Consider the following 17,782-nt stretch of genomic DNA (forward strand, 5'->3'; position numbering starts at 1 on the left):
AGCACTGTAAAAGCCCTGGGAGACATCGGAAGGGATCAGCGGGGATCAGAGCGGCGCGGGCGCGGCGAGGGCGGCGTCGACGGCGGTGTAGGTGACGCCGTGGTCGGCCAGCGCCTCCGCGACGGCGCCGCCGGTGGTGGTGAGGGCGAGGAGGAGGTGCTCGTCGCCGATCTCCCGGTCCTTGCGGGCCAGCGCGACGCGGAGCGACTTCTCCAGGACGGTCTTCGCCTCCCGCGAGAAGGTGCGGCGGCCGGCCCACCACCCGGCGTCCTTGCGGTCGCCGGCCAGCGCGCCCGCGCCGTGGGTCTCCTCGACCCGGGCGACGACCGCGCCGACGTCGATCCCGAGGTCCGCCAGGGCCTCGGCGTCCGCCCGGGACAGCCCGGCCCGGCGGCGGGCGTCGGCGAGCGCGGCGAGCAGGGACGGCCGCCGCTCCGGCGGACACAGCCGGCCGAGGACCACCGCCGCGCGGGTGCCCTCCCGGTCGAGCAGCGCCAGCAGCAGGTGCTCCGGCGTGACGGAGGTGTCCTCGCCGCGCTCCGCGTGCTCGGCCGCCCCCTTCACCACGGCTCGCGCCGCCTTGGTGAACCTCTCGAACATCACTGCCTCCCGTACTTCTTGTGGACGGCCTGCCGGCTGACGCCCAGCTCGGTGGCGATCTCCTGCCACGACCACCCCTGGTTGCGCGCACTGCGCACCTGGACGGCCTCCAGCTGTTCCAACAGCCGCCGAAGAGCGGAGACGGCCCGCAGTCCCACCCGCGGATCCCGGTCACCCGCCCGAGCGGCAAGATCGGTCGCATCGGTCATACCGTCAATCTAGGTTGACACCACCGACCTGTCAACCCCAGTTGACACCGTCCCCGCCGCTCTCCACCCCCACTGTCAGTCCCCCCTCCTACGCTGCCCCCATGACCGAGATCACGTACGTACGAGGAGACGCCACCGCGCCCCAGGGCAAGGGGGTCCGGATCATCGCCCACGTCTGCAACGACATCGGCGGCTGGGGCAAGGGCTTCGTGGTCGCCGTCTCGCGGCGCTGGCCGGAGCCCGAGGCGGCCTTCCGCCGCTGGCACCGGGAGCGGGCGGCCAACGACTTCGGGCTCGGCGCCGCGCAGTTCGTCCAGGTCTCGCCGTACCTCTGGGTGGCGAACCTGGTGGGCCAGCGGGGGATCCGCACCGGGCGGAGCACCGGGGTCCCCGTGCGGTACGAGGCGATCGACCGGGCGCTGGAGCGGCTCGCCGACCGGGCCGTCGAGCTCGGGGCGTCGGTCCACATGCCCCGGATCGGCTGCGGGCTCGCGGGTGGCACCTGGGACCGGGTGGAGCCGCTGGTGCGGGAGCGGCTGGTGGAGCGGGGGATAGCGGTCACCGTGTACGACTTCGGCGCGTAAGGGGCGGCGGTCGGGGGCGGGCCCGGGGGACGGGCGCGCGGGGGTTAGAGTCGGCGGCCGGTCCGCGTCTGCGGGCGGGAACAGGGGAGTGGGATGTACGCGCAACTCAGGGAGACGGCGGCGGAATTGGCCGGGGTCCTGTGGCGGGAGCACACGGTGTACCGGGAGCGGGGCGGGGGCGTCGTGATCCGGGGCGAGCACGTCCGGCGGTGGATCAGCCTCGCCCCGACGGGCGGTAAGGACCGGGCGCTGCTGCGGGCCGGGCGGCTGCTCGACGGGGGGACGACGGCTCCGGCCCGTACCGAGGTCGTGGTGGACCTGACGGCGCCCGTCGCCGAGCTGGCCACCGTCTGTCGCCGGATGCTCGCCGAGGTCGCCGCGGCGGCCGAGCCCGGCCCCGGGCCGTCCCGGGCGGGGCGGCCCGGGGGCGGACCCAAGCGGCCCCGGAAGGAGCGGAAGCCGGGGAAGGCGCGCAAGACCAGGGGGCGGCACACGAGCGCCGGCTCCTGGGTGGTGCTGGCGCTCGTCGGCATCGCCGTGGCCGCCTGGGCGTACAGCGCCTTCGGCGGCCCCGGCTACTGAATCAGAAGCCGGTCACCGGGTAGTGGTCCGACAGGTTGGTGTACGTGTACTTCGTGCCCCAGCTGGAGACCGTCCACGGCGGGGCCGACTCCAGGACGACGTGGTTCGTCCAGTTCGCCGGGCGCGCGTTGCCGGCCCGGTACAGGACGTAGTCGAGGTCCTCGCGCGGGTCGTCCGGGTAGCGGTCCGCCGCGATCGAGTTCAGCTCGGTGTCGAAGGAGTACGGGTGGCCGATGCGGGCGTCCGCGCCGGCCAGCCCCGCGTCGGCGAGCATCGAGGCGTACTCGGGCGTGTGGGAGTCCACGTTCATGTCGCCCGCGACGATCACCTGCTCGCCCGCCGGGATGTTCTTGGCGTCGAGGAAGGCGTCCATCGCCTTGAACTGGCGGCTGCGCATCTGCGCCGCCTCGCCCGCCGAGCAGCCCGGGTCGGTGGACTGGGCGTGGGTGCCGACGACGTGCACGCGGCTGCCGTTCACGTCGAGGACCGTGTAGGCGAAGCCCTTGTTCGAGAACCAGTCGGAGCCGCAGGCGTCCTTGTAGACGTACTGCTCCTTGCGGACGATCGGCCACTTGCTGAGGATCGTCACGCCGCCGTCCTCGGGCGTGGTCGCCGAGTAGGACCCGCCGGTGGCGTCCCAGCCGCTCTTGGACCGGCCCACGACGGGCGTCTGGTGCGGGTAGGCGGCCGCCGCGTTCGCCTTGAACGCGTCGGAGGAGGAGTTGTCGAACGCCTCCTGGATCACGACGACGTCCTGGCCCTGGAAGAACGGCGCCGCGGGGATCGCGCGGGCCCGGTGGTCCTGCCCCCAGTTCGGGTAGAGCGTCTTGCTGAAGAGGAAGACGTTGTAGGTGAGCACCTTCAGGCGCGGCGCCTCGGTCGCCGGGGCGGCGGAGGCGGCGGGCGCGGTCGCCGCGAGGGTGGCCGCGGCGAGCGCCAGGGACACGGCGGCGCCGGGGATACGGCGGAACGTGTTGAGGGGCACGTGAACTCCCGTCGAGTGGTGGGGGGTTGATCTCGGCGCGGGCCATACAACCAGCCATAGTTACCTTCCGGTAGCCTTTAGGTGCCGCGAATCTTGCCCGCGTCGTACGAGCGCGCCAACGATCGCGGGGGTGTACGATCCGCCGCTCCGGGGACCAGGTAGGATGCGCGCCATGACGACCCTCGCCTCCAACGCCAAGATCTTCGACATGGACCTCGGCCCGCTCAACCCGGTCTGGGCCGAGCTCATCCTCGGTTTCGCCGTGTTCTTCCTGACCTTCTTCTTCCTGGCGAAGGTGATCCTCCCGAAGATCAAGCGCACGATCGAGCAGCGTGAGGACGCCACCGAAGGCGCCACCGGCCGCGCCGACGACCTGCGCGCCCAGGCCGCGGAGATCCGCGCCCAGTACGAGGCCGAGCTGGCCGAGGCGCGCCACGAGGCCGCCCGCATCCGCTCCAAGGCCGTCGAGGAGGGCTCCGTCGCCATCGCCGCCGCCCGCGCCGAGGGCCAGAGCGAGCGCGACGGCATCCTCGCCGCCGGCACCGCGAAGATCGCCGCCGAGCGCGAGGCCGCCGAGCGCGAGCTCAACGCCGACGTCGACGCCTGGGCCCACGCCCTCGCCGGCCGCATCGTCGGCGAGCCGGTCGGCGCCGACCGCGCCTGACCGCGACCGACGACCCGCACACCACCACGCCGGGGCCGTTCCCGGGGCGAGAGCCCCAGGGAACGGCCCCGACGTCGTCCCTCCCCCGGGCAGGGTGCACCCTGGAGGGACACCACCGAGGCAAGAGGCAAGGAACCCCGCATGGACGCCACCGGAGCGGCAACGGACACGGGACCCGCCGCCGAAGCAGGCCCCGCGGCCGGCCTCGAACCGGCATCCGCAGCCGCAGCCGCACCCGGCACCACAACCGCGGGCGAGCCCGGCGCCGGCGCGCAACCCGCCCCCGGGCGCAGCGCCGCCCCCGCGTCCGGCGCCGAGCCCGCGCCCAGTGCCGTGCCCGTGCCCAGCGCCGTGCCCGTGCCCAGTGCCGCCCGCGCGCCCAGTGCCGCCCCCGTGCCCAGTGCCGCCCGCGCGCCCAGCGCCGCCCCCGTGCCCAGTGCCGCCCGCGCGCCCAGCGCCGCCACCGTTCCCCGCCCCGCCCCCGCGTCCGGCGCCGAGCCCGTACCTCCGCCCCGCCCCCGTCCCGCGCCAGCCACCGACCCCACCCCGCCCCCCGTCGGTGGTGTGCTCTGGAGTGTTGCGGGGGACGTCCGGGCGCTGCTGATGCTGCCCGCCGCGCTGACCATGCAGGTCGCGCACCCGGCGATCGGGGCCGGGGTCGACGAGCACTCCGTGTTCCGGACCGATCCGTGGGGGCGCGGTGAGCGCTCGCTGCGGTCCGTGCAGCTCTGGGTGTACGGAGGGGAGGAGGCCGTCGCCGAGGGGCGCAGGCTGCGGGCGCTGCACCGGGACATCCAGGGGACCGACGCGCACGGGCGGCGCTACCACGCGCTGACGCCCGCGTACTACTCCTGGGTCCACGCCACCGGCTACCCCGTCTACCGGCACGGCCTCGCCCTGCTGCACCGGCCCCTCACCGAGGCCCAGGACCGCAGGCTGTACGCCGAGTGGCTCCAGGTCGGCCGGATCCTCGGCATCCACGACCGGGACATGCCGCAGACTCCCGAGGAGTTCTGGCCGTACTACCGAGAGGTCCTCGCCGAGGAGCTGGAGGCGACCGCCGTCGTCCGCGAGCTCCTCGACCCGGACGCGCCGGTGCCCGCCCCCGACCGGGGCCCGCTGCTCCTGCGGCTCGCGCTTCGCCCCCTCTGGCCGCTGCTGCGCCGCCCCTTCCAGCGGATCCGCGCCTTCCTCACCATCGGCCTCATGCCGCCGGACGCCCGCGCCGCCATCGGCCTGGAGTGGACGCCGGAGCAGGAGCGCCGGCTGCGCCGCCTCGCCCGCGTCGTCCGCGCCGTCGTCCCCGTCCTGCCCGAGCGGCTGCGCTATCTGCCGCTCGCCCGGCGTGCCCGGGAGGCCGCCCGCAGCGCCGCGCGCTGACGGACGGGCCTCCCGGGCGGCCGCGTCAGTGGTCCTCGCGCTCGTGGACCGTGTTCGTCGCCGCGATCTTCTTCCACGACTTCGGCTGGACGGGCTTCGCCCGGAGCAGCTCCGGCGCGGTCGACCGCGCCGCAGGAGCCGAGGACGCCGCGGCCGGCGCGGGTCCCGCGGCCGGCGCGGGTCCCGCGGCCGGCTTGGCGGGCTCGTACAGCCAGGTGTCGAAGAGCGCCGCCAGCGGCTTGCCGGAGACCTGCTCCGCGTACCGGACGAAGTCCGCGACCCGCGCGTTGCCGTGCGCGAACCGCTGCGGCCAGCCCTTCAGGATCGCGGAGAAGTCCTCGTCCCCGATCTCGTTCCGCAGCGCCTGGAGCGCCAGCGCGCCCCGGTCGTACACGGCGATGTGGAACTGGTTGTCCGGCCCCGGGTCGCCCGGCTTCACCGTCCAGAACGGGTCCTCGGCCGTCCGAATCGCGTACACGTAGTCCGCCAGCTCCTGCGCCGTGCCCTCGCCCTCCTTCTCCGACCACAGCCACTGGCTGTAGCGGGCGAAGCCCTCGTTGATCCAGATGTCCTTCCAGTCGCGCACCGAGACGCTGTCGCCGTACCACTGGTGGGCCAGCTCGTGCACGACCACCGACACGTTCGCGCCGTTCGCGAACTGGCGCGGGCTGTAGAACGGCCGGGTCTGCGTCTCCAGCGCGTAGCCGCTGGTCACGTTGGGCACGTAGCCGCCGAGCGCGTTGAAGGGGTACGGGCCGAAGACCCCCTCCAGCCACTCCGCGACCTCGGTGGTCCGCTCGATCGAGGCGCGGGCCGCGCCCGCGTTGTCGCCGAGGTCCTTGCTGTAGGCGTTGAGGACGGGCAGCCCGTTCGCCGTCCGGTCCGTCGTGATGTCGAACTTCCCGACCGCGAGCGTGGCCAGATACGTCGCCTGCGGCTTGTTGGAACGCCAGTTGAAACGCGTCCAGCCGAGCCGCGAGGACTGCGACTGGAGCACGCCGTTGCTGATCGCCTGGGTGCCGTCCGGCACCGACACCGACACGTCGAAGGTGGCCTTGTCGCGCGGGTGGTCGTTGGACGGGAACCACCACGCGGCCGAGTCCGGCTCCTGCGCGGCGACCCCGCCGTCCGGGGTGCGGTGCCAGGCCGACCAGCCGTCGACCTTGAACTCCGAGGGCTTGCCCGCGTAGCGGACGACCACCGTGACCTGCTTGTTCCTCGGCAGCGGCACGGCCGGGACGATCTCCAGCTCGTGATCGCCGGTGGCCGTGAACTTCGCGAGCCGCCCGTCGACGCGGACCTCGCTCGCCTTCAGCCCCAGGTCCAGGTTGAAGCGGGAGAGGTTCTGCGTGGTCGTCGCCAGGATCGTCGCCGTGCCCTCCAGGAGGTCCGTCGCCGGCTGGTACTTCAGCCGCAGGTCGTAGTGGGAGACGTCGTACCCGCCGTTGCCGCTGGCGGGGTAGTAGGAGTCGCCGATGCCCGGCGCGCCCGGGACGTAGTCGGCCGCCGATGCCGGGATCGCCAGCAGCAGAGAGGCGGCGAGGGCGCTCGGAACGATGATTCTGCGGTGCACGGGATGCTCTCCAAATCGTCGGCAACGTCAGCAAGGTAAGACGCGTGGGTGGGCGTCGGTCCTTAGTTCGTACGCTTCGGACTCTATGAATCACGCGACGCAGCGTCACGTAAAGGGCGCCTTCCGTCACATGATCGCCATTCGGCCGACATGAAGCGCCGGTTCACCCGTTTCCCGCACGCGGTCTTCCGTCCCGCCGGGCCCGGCGAGTACGTTCCGCCCCATGCCGATGCGATACCGCGCCGCGCGCCGCGCCCTGGCACTCGCCGCCGGGACCGCCGTGCTCGGGCTGCCCCTCGTCAGCTTCCCGGCGAAGGCCGCCCCCGGGGGCCCGGCGGCCCCGCCCCGGACCGGGTTCGAGACGAGCGGCGGTGCCCGCTGGACCACCGACGCGGAGGAGCGGGACTTCCTCGCCGCCGTCGACCGGGGCAGCGACCGGGTCACGGTCACCACCCTCGGCACCACCGAGCAGGGCCGGCCGCTGCGGCTCGCCGCCCTCGGCCCGGCGCGCGGCGCCACCACCGTCCTGCTCGTCTGCGGCCAGCACGGCGACGAACCCGCGGGGCGCGAGGCGTGCCTGACCGCCGTCCGCGACCTCGCCCGCACCCGCGACCCGGGGACGCTGCGCCTCCTCGCCACCACCACCGTCCTCGTCGTGCCCAACGCCAACCCCGACGGGCGCGAGGCCGACACCCGGGGCAACGCCGCCGGCATCGACGTCAACCGCGACCACCTCGCCTTGCGCACCGCGGAGGCCCGCGCCCTCGCCGCCCTGATCCGCGACCGTCGGCCCGACCTCGTCCACGACCTCCACGAGTACGGCTCCACCCCCGAGTACTACGACAAGGACCTGCTCGCCCTCTGGCCGCGCAGCCTCGACACCGACGCCCGCGTCCACGCCGAGTCCCGCACCCTGTCCGAGGAGTACGTCCGCCCCGGCGCCGGTCTCGCCGGCCACACCCACGGCGTCTACGGCATCTGGACCGACCCCCTCACCGGACGCCCCATCCGGCAGGTCGCCGGCGACGGCCAGGAACGCATCCTGCGCAACACGGCCGGGATCAAGCACATGGCCGCGATCCTCGCCGAGACCCGCGAGGACCCGCTCGGCGAGGCCGAGGAACGCGACCCCGCCCTCAGCCAGCGGCGCAGGGTCGCCACCCACCTCACCGCGTTGAAGGACGTCTTCGCGTACGTCTCCGAGCGCCGCGGCCCGCTCGCCGCCGCCACCTCCGCCGCCCGGCTCAAGGGCCTCGCCGACCGCGGCCCCGTCTACCTCGGCGGCGCCGACAACGAACCGCCCGAGCCCGCCGAGATCATCGCCGACCCGCCCTGCGGCTACCGCCTCGACGCCGCCCAGTACGCCGAGGCGGGCGACGAACTCGCCCTGCACGGTGTCGCGTCGCGCCGCGAACCCGGCGGCGGCGCGTACGTCCCCCTCCGCCAGTCCCAGCGGCTCCTGATCCCGCTGCTCCTCGACGCCCGGGCGACCTACCACCTCGTCAGTGGGCGTCCTGTGGAGGAGTGTTGACGATGGGGTGGATGCGGCGGGTCTGGTGCGATCGGTCCCTTCGGTCCGGGTAAAGTTACCGACCGGTACTGACCATGCCTCATCCGGGCTGCCACAGCCCCGACTTGGAGACACCCATGCACCACGCGACGCCCGCGCGCCGCATCCTGACCGCCCTGTCCGCCACGACGCTGCTGGCCGGGGGCCTGCTGCTCGGACAGGCCGCCGCCGCCCCGGAGGCCGAGGCGGCACCGCACCGCACCTGCAACGTCCAGCAGTTGAAGAACCAGGCGCGCGACGAGCGCGACCGCGCCGCCCAGCTCAAGCGCCTAGGCGCCCGCGAGGAGGCCCGCCGAGCCGCCGCCCGAGCCGACGCCCTCGACCGCCGCGCCCACCAGTGCGCCCGAGCCGACGAGACCGTCTCGCCCCCGCTCTGGAAGTAACCCAGCAAGGGACACCCCCGCCCGACCGAAGGCCCCCGCCCCTCACGGCCGGGGGCCTTCGGCCTGCCCGCCCCACCCGGCCCGGCCGCGCTCTGCCCGCCCCACCCGGCCCGGCCGCGCTCTGCCCGCCCCACCCGGCCTGGCCGCGCTCTGCCTGGCCGCGCCCCGCCCAGCCGCGCTCTGCCCGGCCTTGCCCGGCCCGGCCTGGCCACGCCCGGCCGGTGGCGCTCTGCCCGCCCCGCCCTGCCCGGCCGCGCTCTGCCCTGCCCTGCCTGGCCCTGCCCTCTCTGGCCCGGCTCTGCCCTGCCTGGCCCGGCCCGGCCCGGCCAGCCGCGCTCTGCCCGGCCGCGCCCGGCCCTGCCCTGCCGCGCCCTGCCTGGCCGCGCCCCGCCCAGCCGCGCTCTGTCCGTCCGTCCTTGCCCGGCCTTGCCCGGCCCGGCCTTGCCCGGCCCGGCCTTGCCCGGCCTTGCCCGGCCCGGCCTTGCCCGGCCCGGCCTTGCCCGGCCTTGCCTTGCCCGGCCTTGCCCGGCCCGGCCTTGCCTGGCCACGCCCCGCCCGGCGCCGCTCTGCCCGGCCCTGCCTGGCCCGGCCCTGCCTGGCCCTGCCTGGCCCTGCCCGGCCTGGCCCTGCCTGGCCCTGCCTGGCCCTGCCCGGCCCTGCCGCACCCTGCCCGGCCGCACCCCGCCCAGCCGCGCTCTGTCCCGCCCCTCCCCGCCCGGCCGCTCAGCCCGTCACCAAGTCCGCAGCCCGCCGTGCGCACCCCCACGCCACCGTCACCCCGGGGCCCCCGTGCCCGTAGTGGTGCACGAGGCGCCCGCCGCCCGGCAGGGGCTCTGCCTCGACGCGTACGCCGCCGGTTCTGGCCGGGCGTAGGCCCACGCGGTGGGCCAGTACGCGGGCTTCGGCGATTTCCGGTCGGATCAGGGCGCACCGGGCCACGATCGCGGCCGCTGTCGCCGGGTCGGGGGCCAGGTCCTCCGCGTCCTCCTCCGCTGTCCCGCCTAGGATCAGGCGGCCCGGCTGGGGGAAGAAGTACGTGGTCTGCGCGGCCCCGGCGTCCGCTGCCGTGAACCATTCCTCGACGCCGGGGTTCTCCACCAGCACCAACTGACCCCGCACCGGGCGCAGTCCGTCGTCCGGGACCAGTTCCCGCGCGGCTAGGCCCGTGCAGTTCACGACCACGGGTGCCGCCGCGGCCGGCTCCTCCCAGTCCTTCACCGCCCGCCGCTCGACCACCCCGCCGGCCGCTTCGAGGCGGGCCCGCAGCCAGGCCAGGTGGACCGGCATGTCGATCAGCGGCAGCCGGGCGGCCAGCCCGGTCGCGTACGGCCCCGGCACCTCGCCGGCCGGTAGCTGCCGCAGCCCCTCCACCCGGGCCGCCCAGGCGCCGAGGCCGTCCAGGACCGTGTCCGCGTGGACGCCCGGCACCCACCGCACCCCGGTCTCCTCCGGCGCGGCGGCCAGCTCCCCGTACACCCGCAGCGACTCCAGCGCCCAGGCCCCGGCCTCCTCCGCCGGCTCGATCCGGTACGGCCACCACAGGGCGCCCGCCACCGCCGAGGTCGTCGCCTCCGCCGGGTCCCGGGACCAGAGCCGTACCCGCAGACCCCGCTCCGCCAGCGTCACCGCCGTCGCCAGCCCGACGACCCCGCCGCCCACCACGATCACATCGCTGATCACGTCGCTCTCCATGCCCGGGACCGTACCCGCCCGGCCCCCGCCGCCCACGTAGGATGCGTGGTCTGATGACTGCCACTCTCGTCGCCAAGGACCTCGCCGCCGGCCACGGCGAACGCACCCTCTTCGCCGGCCTCGACCTCGTCGTCGCCCCCGGCGACGTCATCGGCCTCGTCGGCGTCAACGGCGCCGGCAAGTCCAGCCTGCTCCGGCTGCTCGCCGGGCTCGACACCCCGGAGGAGGGCGAGGTCCGCCTCTCGCCGCCCACCGCGAGCGTCGGGCACCTCCCGCAGGAGCCCGAGCGGCGCGAGGGCGAGACCGTGCGCGAGTTCCTGGCCCGCCGCACCGGCGTCGCCGCCGCCCAGACCGCGATGGACGAGGCCACCCAGGGCCTCGTCGACGGCACCCCCGGCGCCGACGACGCGTACGCCACCACCCTGGAGCGCTGGCTCGACCTCGGCGGCGCCGACCTCGACGAGCGCGCCGAGGAGGTCGCCTCCTCCCTCGGCCTCACCGTCGGCCTCGACCAGCCGATGACCGGCCTCTCCGGCGGCCAGGCCGCCCGCGCCGGACTCGCCTCCCTCCTCCTCTCCCGTTACGACGTCTTCCTCCTCGACGAGCCGACCAACGACCTCGACCTCGATGGCCTGGAGCGCCTGGAGGGGTTCGTGAAGGGCCTGCGGGCCGGCACCGTCGTCATCAGCCACGACCGCGAGTTCCTCGCCCGCACCGTCACCAAGGTCCTCGAACTCGACCTCGCCCAGCAGCAGATCACCCTCTACGGCGGCGGCTACGACGCCTACCTGGAGGAGCGGGCCACCGCCCGCCGGCACGCCCGCGAGGAGTACGAGGAGTACGCCGACAAGAAGTCCGCGCTGGAGGGCCGCGCCCTCATGCAGCGCAACTGGATGGACAAGGGCGTCCGCAACGCCCGCCGCAAGGCGACCGACAACGACAAGATCGGCCGCAAGCTGCGCGGCGAGTCCAGCGAGAAGCAGGCCGCGAAGGCCCGCCAGACCCAGCGCATGATCGAGCGCCTGGACGTCGTCGAGGAGCCCCGCAAGGAGTGGGAGCTGCGGATGGAGATCGCCGCCGCACCCCGCTCCGGCGCCGTCGTCGCCACCCTGCGCGACGGCGAGGTCCGCCGCGGCGACTTCTCCTTCGGACCGGTCACCCTCCAGATCGACTGGGCCGACCGCGTCGCCGTCACCGGAGCCAACGGCGCCGGCAAGTCCACCCTGCTCGCCGCCCTCCTCGGCCGCCTCCCGCTCGACTCCGGCCACGCCGTCCTCGGCTCCGGCGTGGTCGTCGGCGAGGTCGACCAGGCCCGCAAGCTCTTCCACGGCACCGAGACCCTCCTCGACGCCTTCTGCGCCGCCGTCCCGGACACCGAGCCCGCCGACGTGCGGACCCTGCTCGCCAAGTTCGGCCTCAAGGCCGAGCACGTGCTGCGCCCCGCCACCACCCTCTCCCCGGGCGAGCGGACCCGCGCCGCGCTCGCCCTCCTCCAGGGCCGGGGCGTCAACCTCCTCGTCCTCGACGAGCCCACCAACCACCTCGACCTGCCCGCCATCGAACAGCTGGAGTCCGCCCTCGACGCCTACGAGGGCACCCTGCTCCTGGTCACCCACGACCGCCGGATGCTCGACGCGATCCGGGTGAACCGGCGCGTCGAGGTCGCCGACGGCAAGGTCACCGAACTCTGATGAGCGTCGCCTTCGGCTGGGGGCCCGTCGAGGCACGGGCCCTCGCCCCGGCGGCGGCGTGCGTGGTCGTCGTCGACGTGCTCTCCTTCACGACGGCGGTCGGCGTCGCCGTCGAGCGCGGCAGCGCCGTCCACCCGTACCGCTGGAGGGACGCCACGGCCGTCGCGTACGCCCGCGAGCGCGACGCCACCCTCGCCGTCGGGCGCCGCGAGGCGACCCCGGACCACCCCTGGTCGCTCTCCCCGGCGGCGCTCCGCACCGCCCCCGCACCGGCCCGGCTCGTCCTGCCGTCCCCGAACGGCTCCACCATCGCCGCCGAGGCGGCGGACGGCGCGGCCGTCGTCGCCGCCTCCCTCCGCAACCGCACCGCCGTCGCCCGGTGGCTCGCCCGCCACGGGTACGGCTCCGGCGAGCGGCCCCTCGCCGTGATCGCCTCCGGCGAGCGGTGGCCGGACGGCTCGCTCCGCCCCGCCCTGGAGGACCACCTCGGGGCCGGCGCGGTCCTCGACGCCCTGCGCACCCTCGCGCCGGGGCTCCACCTGACCCCGGAGGCGACCGCGGCGGCCACGCTGTGGGCCGCCACGGAGGACCCGGCCGCCGCCTTGCACGGCTGCGACTCGGGCCGTGAACTGTACGAGTACGGCTGTCCGCGGGACGTGGAGGTGGCCGCCGAGCTCGACGCGTCGACCACCGTCCCCGTCCTCGTGGACGGCGCATTCCAGGAGGCACCATGACCGACGACAGCGTGACCCGGCTCCTCGCGATGCTGGACGACCTCGACGCGGACGTCGACGCCACGATCGACCTCGCCGACGAGATCGGGGCGGGCGGCGACCTGACGCTGCTGCCGCGCCTGGAGTCCGAGCTGGACCGTGCCGTCGCCGAGCGCAACGGCTACGCCCGCGAACTCCTCGGCGGCGTCCTCGCCGCCCTCGGCGGCCCCGACACCCTCCCGGTCCTCGTCCGCGCCTCGGCGGCAGACCTCGGCGACGACCAGGACGGCCTGGCCACGGAAATCGTCGACCTCGTCCAAGCCGACCCCAAAACCGCCGAGCGCGTCCTGCGGCCCCTCACCGGGGACGACGACCTCACGGTCGCCAACCGCGCCGACTGGGCCTTGCGCTTCCTCCCGTAGCCCCCACCCCACCCCACCCCGGTTCCCCGCTCCGGCGCGGCCAGCCGCCCCGCCCCCGGCGGCGGCCAGCCGCCCACTCCCGGCGTGGGCAGCCGTCCCGCCTGCCCACCCACCCCCGGTGTGGGCAGGCGTTCCGCAAGGGGCGGAACGGGTGGGCACACCGGAACGGCGCCCTCGCGGGCGCCTCCGCTCCGTCGTGCCCGCCCCTCGCGCCTCAGCGCTTCTTGCGCCCGCCCTCCCCGAGCAGCCCCGCCTTCCGCAGCGCGTCCGCCATCGCGGAGTTGGAAGGCGCGGCCGCAGCCTGCCCACGGGCCTGCCCACGAGCCTGGCCCTGGCCCTGGCCCTGCCCCTGCCCCTGCCCGCGCTCACGCCCCTGCCCCTGCCCGCCCTGCCTCTGCTGAGGCGGCCGTCCACCCCGCTCCCGCTCCCGCTCCCGCTTCGGCGCACCCCCCTCGCCCGACACCTCGTCCTCCAGCCGCAGCGTCAGCGAGATCCGCTTCCGGGGGATGTCGACGTCGAGCACCTTCACCTTCACCACGTCACCCGGCTTCACCACGTCGCGCGGGTCCTTGACGAAGGTCTTCGACATGGCGGAGACGTGCACGAGCCCGTCCTGGTGCACACCGACGTCCACGAACGCCCCGAAGGCCGCGACGTTCGTCACCACACCCTCCAGCACCATCCCCGACAGCAGGTCGCCGATCTTCTCGACGCCCTCCTTGAACGTCGCGGTCCGGAACGCGGGCCGCGGGTCACGGCCCGGCTTCTCCAGCTCGCGCAGGATGTCGGTGACGGTCGGCAGACCGAAGGAGTCGTCGACGAAGTCGGCGGGCCGCAGCGACCGCAGCGTGCCGGTGTCGCCGATCAGCGCGGCCACCTCACCGCCCGTGGTCTTCGCCATCCGCCGCACCACCGGATACGCCTCCGGGTGCACCGACGACGCGTCCAGCGGATCGTCGCCGCCCCGGATCCGCAGGAAGCCCGCGCACTGCTCGTACGCCTTCGGGCCGAGCCTGGCCACGTCCTTGAGCGCCCTGCGGGAGCGGAAGGGGCCGTTGGCGTCGCGGTGCGCCACGATGTTCTCCGCGAGGCCGCCACTGATCCCGGAGACCCGTGAAAGCAGCGGCGCCGACGCGGTGTTGACGTCGACACCGACACCGTTCACACAGTCCTCGACCACCGCGTCGAGCGAGCGCGAGAGCTTCGTCTCGGCGAGGTCGTGCTGGTACTGGCCGACGCCGATCGACTTCGGGTCGATCTTCACCAGCTCGGCCAGCGGGTCCTGGAGGCGCCGCGCGATCGACACCGCGCCGCGCAACGACACGTCCAGGCCCGGGAGTTCCTGCGAGGCGAAGGCGGAGGCCGAGTACACGGAGGCGCCGGCCTCCGAGACCATCACCTTCGTCAGCTGCAACTCGGGGTGCTTGGCGAGGAGTTCGGTGGCGAGCCGGTCGGTCTCGCGGGAGGCCGTGCCGTTGCCGATGGCGACCAGCTCGACCGCGTGCTCCTTCGCGAGCCGCGCCAGCTTCGCCAGCGACTCGTCCCACTTGTTGGCCGGGACGTGCGGGTAGATCGTGTCCGTGGCCACGACCTTGCCGGTCGCGTCGACCACCGCCACCTTCACGCCGGTACGGAAGCCGGGGTCGAGGCCCAGCGTCGCCCGGGTGCCCGCCGGGGCGGCCAGCAGCAGGTCCCGCAGGTTCGCCGCGAAGACCCGGACCGCCTCGTCCTCGGCGGCCGTCCGCAGCCGCAGCCGCAGGTCGATCCCGAGGTGCACCAGGATCCGGGTGCGCCAGGCCCAGCGGACCGTGTCCTGGAGCCACTTGTCGCCGGGGCGCCCCCGGTCGGCGATGCCGAAGCGGCCCGCCACGATCGGCTCGTACGACGAGGGCCCGTCCGTGGGCTCCTCCGGCACCAGCTCCAGGCCGAGCACGTCCTCCTTCTCGCCGCGCAGCATCGCGAGGACCCGGTGGGAGGGCAGCTCGGTGAACGGCTCGGCGAAGTCGAAGTAGTCGGCGAACTTCGCGCCGTCCTGTTCCTTGCCCTCACGCACCTTCGCCGCGAGCCGCCCACGGACCCACATCCGCTCGCGCAGCTCGCCGATGAGGTCGGCGTCCTCGGAGAACTTCTCGGTGAGGATCGCCCGCGCGCCCTCCAGAGCCGCCGGGGCGTCCGCGACGCCCTTGTCCGCGTCCACGAAGGCGGCCGCCGCGGCGGCGGGCTCCACCGACGGATCGGCCAGCAGCCCCTCCGCGAGCGGCGCGAGACCGGCCTCGCGCGCGATCTGCGCCTTGGTGCGCCGCTTCGGCTTGAACGGCAGGTAGATGTCCTCAAGGCGCGCCTTGGTGTCGGCGGCCAGGATGCGGGCCTCCAGCTCCTCGGTCAGCTTGCCCTGCTCGCGCACGGAGTCGAGGACGGCCGTCCGCCGGTCCTCCAGCTCCCGCAGATAGCGCAGCCGCTCCTCCAGGGTGCGCAGCTGCGCGTCGTCGAGCATCTCGGTCGCTTCCTTGCGGTAGCGCGCGATGAACGGCACGGTGGAGCCGCCGTCGAGGAGCTCGACCGCCGCCTTCACCTGTCGCTCGCGTACGCCGAGCTCCTCGGCGATCCTTGCTTCGATGGACGTCGTCACCGTGTCCCGACCCGTCTGCTCGTACCACTGGCTTGCCCGTGCATTGTGCCGCGTCCGTCACCCGGACGCGGCAACCGACCCGGTTCCGCGCGCCGGAACCGGGCCCGCCGGGGCCGTGACCGGGCGGTTCAGCCCTTGCCGATGAGGTCCGCGGGGAAGGCGCCCGCGCCCGCGGCGGCGACCAGGAAGCCGCGGCCCAGCTCGGTCAGGCGCGCCACGCCCGCCGCGCCGAGGTGCTCGTACGGCGCGGCGTCCAGCCGGTCCGTGACCTCCTCCAGCTCCGCCCGCAGCCCGGCGCCCGTCTCCGTCAGCTCGCCGTCGGCGTCGAGGATCCCGCGCTCGCGCAGCCGCTCCCGGGCGGCCTCCCAGTCGGCCCGGCCCCAGCCCCGGGAGCCGAGGACCCAGCGCGGCGACATGCCCTTGCCGGTGGCGGTGTGGGAGGCCAGCGCCTCGATCGGGTCGAGTCCGGCGGTGAGCAGGGCCGCCAGGTGCCCGTCGCCGCGGTGCTCGCGCAGCAGGGTCACCGCGTACCAGAAGGCGAGGTGCGGCTCCTCGGGCACCGGCAGGTCGGCGTTGGCGGAGTACATCGGGCGGGCGTGCCGGGTGCACGCCTCGGCGGCCCGCAGGGCGAGACCGGCGGCCTCGGCCAGCTCGGGGGAGGCGACGGCCTCCTCGCCGAGCAGCCGGCGCAGGGTGGCGTCGACGGTCCGCAGCCGGGCGTCGAGGACGGCGGCGGGGGAGGCGGTCTCCCAGACGCCCGGCAGGTGCCGGGCCAGCAGCTCGTGGTTGTAGTTGTAGAAGGTCGCGGCGATCGTCCCCGCGCCGACGGCGCCGAGCGGGGCGCTGCGCGCGGCGAGCCGCATCGAGGTGGGGTCGGTGAAGCCGAGCGCCCCGAACTCCCGGTCCAGGTCGGGGGAGAAGTACAGCGTCGAGTGGAGCGAGTTGAGGGCGCTGTGACAGCGGCGCCCGGCCTTCGGCGGCAGTGAGGTCGTCATGGCACCAGAACCTAACCGACTGCTTGGTACGCGGGGAACGCGGCCCCGGCGGCGGTGGCAGGAAAGGTGGGGTCCTCGTCCTTGCGGCCATCCCCGCCGGGCCCGAAGGATGGAGCCATGACCCCGCGCCCCGTCCTCGTCGTCCTCTTCGACGGCGTGCAGAGCCTCGACGTCACCGGACCCGTCGAGGTGTTCCACGCCGCCGCCTGGGCCTCGGACGCCGCTGAGGACCCGTATCCGATCCGTACCGCCTCCCTGGACGGCGGACCCGTCCGCACCAGCAGCGGCCTGCGGATCCTCCCCGACACCGCACTCGCCGAGGCCGTCGCCGAAGGACCGCCGCACACCCTCGTCGTCCCCGGCGGCGAGGGCACCCGGGGCACCGACCCGGCGCTCGTCGACTGGCTGCGCGTCCACGGCCCGCGCGCCGAGCGGCTGGTCTCGGTCTGCACCGGGGCGCTGCGGCTCGCCGAGGCGGGACTCCTCGACGGGCACCGGGCCACCACCCACTGGATGGCCTGCGAGCACCTGGCCGCCCGGCATCCGGAGGTCGAGGTCGACCCCGACCCGATCTTCGTCAGGGACGGCCGGATCGCGACCTCCGCCGGGGTCACCGCCGGCATCGACCTGGCCTTGGCGCTGGTGGAGGAGGACCTGGGCCGGGAGGCGGCCCTCACCATCGCCCGGCTGCTCGTGGTCTTCCTCCGCAGGCCCGGCAACCAGGCCCAGTTCAGCGCCCAGCTCGCCGCCCAGACCGCGCGCCGCGAACCGCTGCGCGACCTCCAGGCGTGGATCGCCGAGCACCCGGACGGGGACCTGTCGGTCGAACGGCTCGCCGCCCGCGCCCGGCTCTCGCCCCGCCACTTCGCCCGCGCCTTCCAGGCCGAGACCGGGGTCACCCCGGGCCGTTACGTCGACCGGATCCGCCTCGAACACGCCCGCAGGCTCCTGGAGGAGACCACCCGCGGGGTCGAGGAGGTCTCCCGCGCCGCCGGCTACGGCACCCCCGAGGCGATGCGCCGCGCCTTCCTGAAGGCGCTCGGCACCGCCCCCGCCGAGTACCGCCGCCGCTTCCACGCACCCCTCACCGCACCCGTCAGCTGAAAGGGA

General features: G+C 75.0%; 17 protein-coding genes. 10 read left to right on the forward strand and 7 right to left on the reverse strand.

Annotation, left to right across the window (positions count from 1 at the left end; all coding sequences use genetic code 11):
• Window positions 1-45 precede the first annotated feature (45 nt).
• Together ACFXMG_RS30660 and ACFXMG_RS30665 are read right to left on the reverse strand one after the other, a co-directional pair.
• Window positions 46-600: a Clp protease N-terminal domain-containing protein gene (locus ACFXMG_RS30660; RefSeq protein ID WP_383820029.1), complete on the reverse strand. Its 555-nt coding sequence runs from the start codon at window positions 598-600 to the stop codon at window positions 46-48.
• Window positions 600-809 carry a helix-turn-helix domain-containing protein gene (locus ACFXMG_RS30665; RefSeq protein ID WP_030315760.1) on the reverse strand — a complete coding sequence of 70 codons (210 nt, stop codon included), beginning with the start codon at window positions 807-809 and terminating at the stop codon, window positions 600-602. The genes ACFXMG_RS30660 and ACFXMG_RS30665 overlap by 1 nt, the downstream gene beginning before the upstream one ends.
• Window positions 810-910: 101 nt before the next feature.
• Here ACFXMG_RS30665 and ACFXMG_RS30670 point away from each other — a divergent pair, with 101 nt between their 5' ends.
• Both ACFXMG_RS30670 and ACFXMG_RS30675 read left to right on the forward strand, forming a co-directional pair.
• Complete coding sequence (locus tag ACFXMG_RS30670; protein WP_383820026.1) at window positions 911-1,393, forward strand: macro domain-containing protein; 483 nt, start codon at window positions 911-913, stop codon at window positions 1,391-1,393.
• Between the two features lie 93 nt (window positions 1,394-1,486).
• A complete protein-coding gene (locus ACFXMG_RS30675) occupies window positions 1,487-1,975 on the forward strand; it encodes a hypothetical protein (RefSeq protein WP_383820023.1) in 489 nt (162 codons plus the stop codon).
• Between the two features lies 1 nt (window position 1,976).
• On the opposite strand, the gene sph is transcribed toward ACFXMG_RS30675, so the two are convergent.
• Complete coding sequence (gene sph / locus ACFXMG_RS30680) at window positions 1,977-2,960, reverse strand: sphingomyelin phosphodiesterase (RefSeq protein WP_383820021.1); 984 nt, start codon at window positions 2,958-2,960, stop codon at window positions 1,977-1,979.
• A 172-nt stretch (window positions 2,961-3,132) separates the two neighbouring features.
• Between sph and ACFXMG_RS30685 the strand changes: the two genes are divergently transcribed.
• On the forward strand, window positions 3,133-3,624 hold the full coding sequence (locus tag ACFXMG_RS30685) for a hypothetical protein (protein WP_383820018.1): 492 nt from the start codon (window positions 3,133-3,135) through the stop codon (window positions 3,622-3,624).
• Window positions 3,625-4,188: 564 nt separating this feature from the next.
• On the forward strand, window positions 4,189-5,004 hold the full coding sequence (locus ACFXMG_RS30690) for an oxygenase MpaB family protein (protein ID WP_383820015.1): 816 nt from the start codon (window positions 4,189-4,191) through the stop codon (window positions 5,002-5,004).
• Window positions 5,005-5,029: 25 nt separating this feature from the next.
• Here the strand turns inward: ACFXMG_RS30690 and ACFXMG_RS30695 are convergent, their stop codons facing one another.
• The gene (locus ACFXMG_RS30695) at window positions 5,030-6,577 is read right to left on the reverse strand and encodes a M1 family metallopeptidase (protein ID WP_383820012.1); all 1,548 of its coding nucleotides are present in this window, start codon (window positions 6,575-6,577) and stop codon (window positions 5,030-5,032) included.
• A 229-nt stretch (window positions 6,578-6,806) separates the two neighbouring features.
• Here ACFXMG_RS30695 and ACFXMG_RS30700 point away from each other — a divergent pair, with 229 nt between their 5' ends.
• Window positions 6,807-8,108: a M14 family metallocarboxypeptidase gene (locus tag ACFXMG_RS30700; RefSeq protein WP_383820176.1), complete on the forward strand. Its 1,302-nt coding sequence runs from the start codon at window positions 6,807-6,809 to the stop codon at window positions 8,106-8,108.
• 116 nt (window positions 8,109-8,224) lie between these two features.
• Entirely contained in the window at window positions 8,225-8,530 is a 306-nt protein-coding gene (locus ACFXMG_RS30705) for a hypothetical protein (protein ID WP_383820009.1), read from the forward strand.
• 723 nt (window positions 8,531-9,253) lie between these two features.
• On the opposite strand, the gene ACFXMG_RS30710 is transcribed toward ACFXMG_RS30705, so the two are convergent.
• Complete coding sequence (locus ACFXMG_RS30710) at window positions 9,254-10,222, reverse strand: NAD(P)/FAD-dependent oxidoreductase (RefSeq protein WP_383820007.1); 969 nt, start codon at window positions 10,220-10,222, stop codon at window positions 9,254-9,256.
• Between the two features lie 53 nt (window positions 10,223-10,275).
• Here ACFXMG_RS30710 and ACFXMG_RS30715 point away from each other — a divergent pair, with 53 nt between their 5' ends.
• Genes ACFXMG_RS30715 through ACFXMG_RS30725 form a run of 3 tightly spaced genes read left to right on the forward strand, consistent with a single transcriptional unit; the run spans window position 10,276 to window position 13,048 of the window.
• Entirely contained in the window at window positions 10,276-11,913 is a 1,638-nt protein-coding gene (locus ACFXMG_RS30715; RefSeq protein WP_383820004.1) for an ABC-F family ATP-binding cassette domain-containing protein, read from the forward strand.
• The gene (locus tag ACFXMG_RS30720) at window positions 11,913-12,647 is read left to right on the forward strand and encodes a 2-phosphosulfolactate phosphatase (RefSeq protein ID WP_383820002.1); all 735 of its coding nucleotides are present in this window, start codon (window positions 11,913-11,915) and stop codon (window positions 12,645-12,647) included. Before ACFXMG_RS30715 ends, ACFXMG_RS30720 begins: the two co-directional genes overlap by 1 nt.
• Complete coding sequence (locus ACFXMG_RS30725; RefSeq protein ID WP_383820000.1) at window positions 12,644-13,048, forward strand: hypothetical protein; 405 nt, start codon at window positions 12,644-12,646, stop codon at window positions 13,046-13,048. Before ACFXMG_RS30720 ends, ACFXMG_RS30725 begins: the two co-directional genes overlap by 4 nt.
• Before the next feature lie 214 nt (window positions 13,049-13,262).
• On the opposite strand, the gene ACFXMG_RS30730 is transcribed toward ACFXMG_RS30725, so the two are convergent.
• Together ACFXMG_RS30730 and ACFXMG_RS30735 are read right to left on the reverse strand one after the other, a co-directional pair.
• On the reverse strand, window positions 13,263-15,677 hold the full coding sequence (locus ACFXMG_RS30730; RefSeq protein ID WP_383819997.1) for a Tex family protein: 2,415 nt from the start codon (window positions 15,675-15,677) through the stop codon (window positions 13,263-13,265).
• Between the two features lie 128 nt (window positions 15,678-15,805).
• Window positions 15,806-16,672, reverse strand: coding sequence for a hypothetical protein (locus ACFXMG_RS30735; protein ID WP_383819995.1), 867 nt, complete (start codon window positions 16,670-16,672; stop codon window positions 15,806-15,808).
• A gap of 117 nt (window positions 16,673-16,789) precedes the next feature.
• On the opposite strand from ACFXMG_RS30735, the gene ACFXMG_RS30740 reads away from it, so the two are divergent.
• Window positions 16,790-17,776 carry a GlxA family transcriptional regulator gene (locus ACFXMG_RS30740; protein ID WP_383819993.1) on the forward strand — a complete coding sequence of 329 codons (987 nt, stop codon included), beginning with the start codon at window positions 16,790-16,792 and terminating at the stop codon, window positions 17,774-17,776.
• Window positions 17,777-17,782: the final 6 nt, after the last annotated feature.

It is taken from the genome of Streptomyces sp. NPDC059201 (genome assembly GCF_042754585.1).
Taxonomy (GTDB): Bacteria; Actinomycetota; Actinomycetes; order Streptomycetales; family Streptomycetaceae; genus Streptomyces.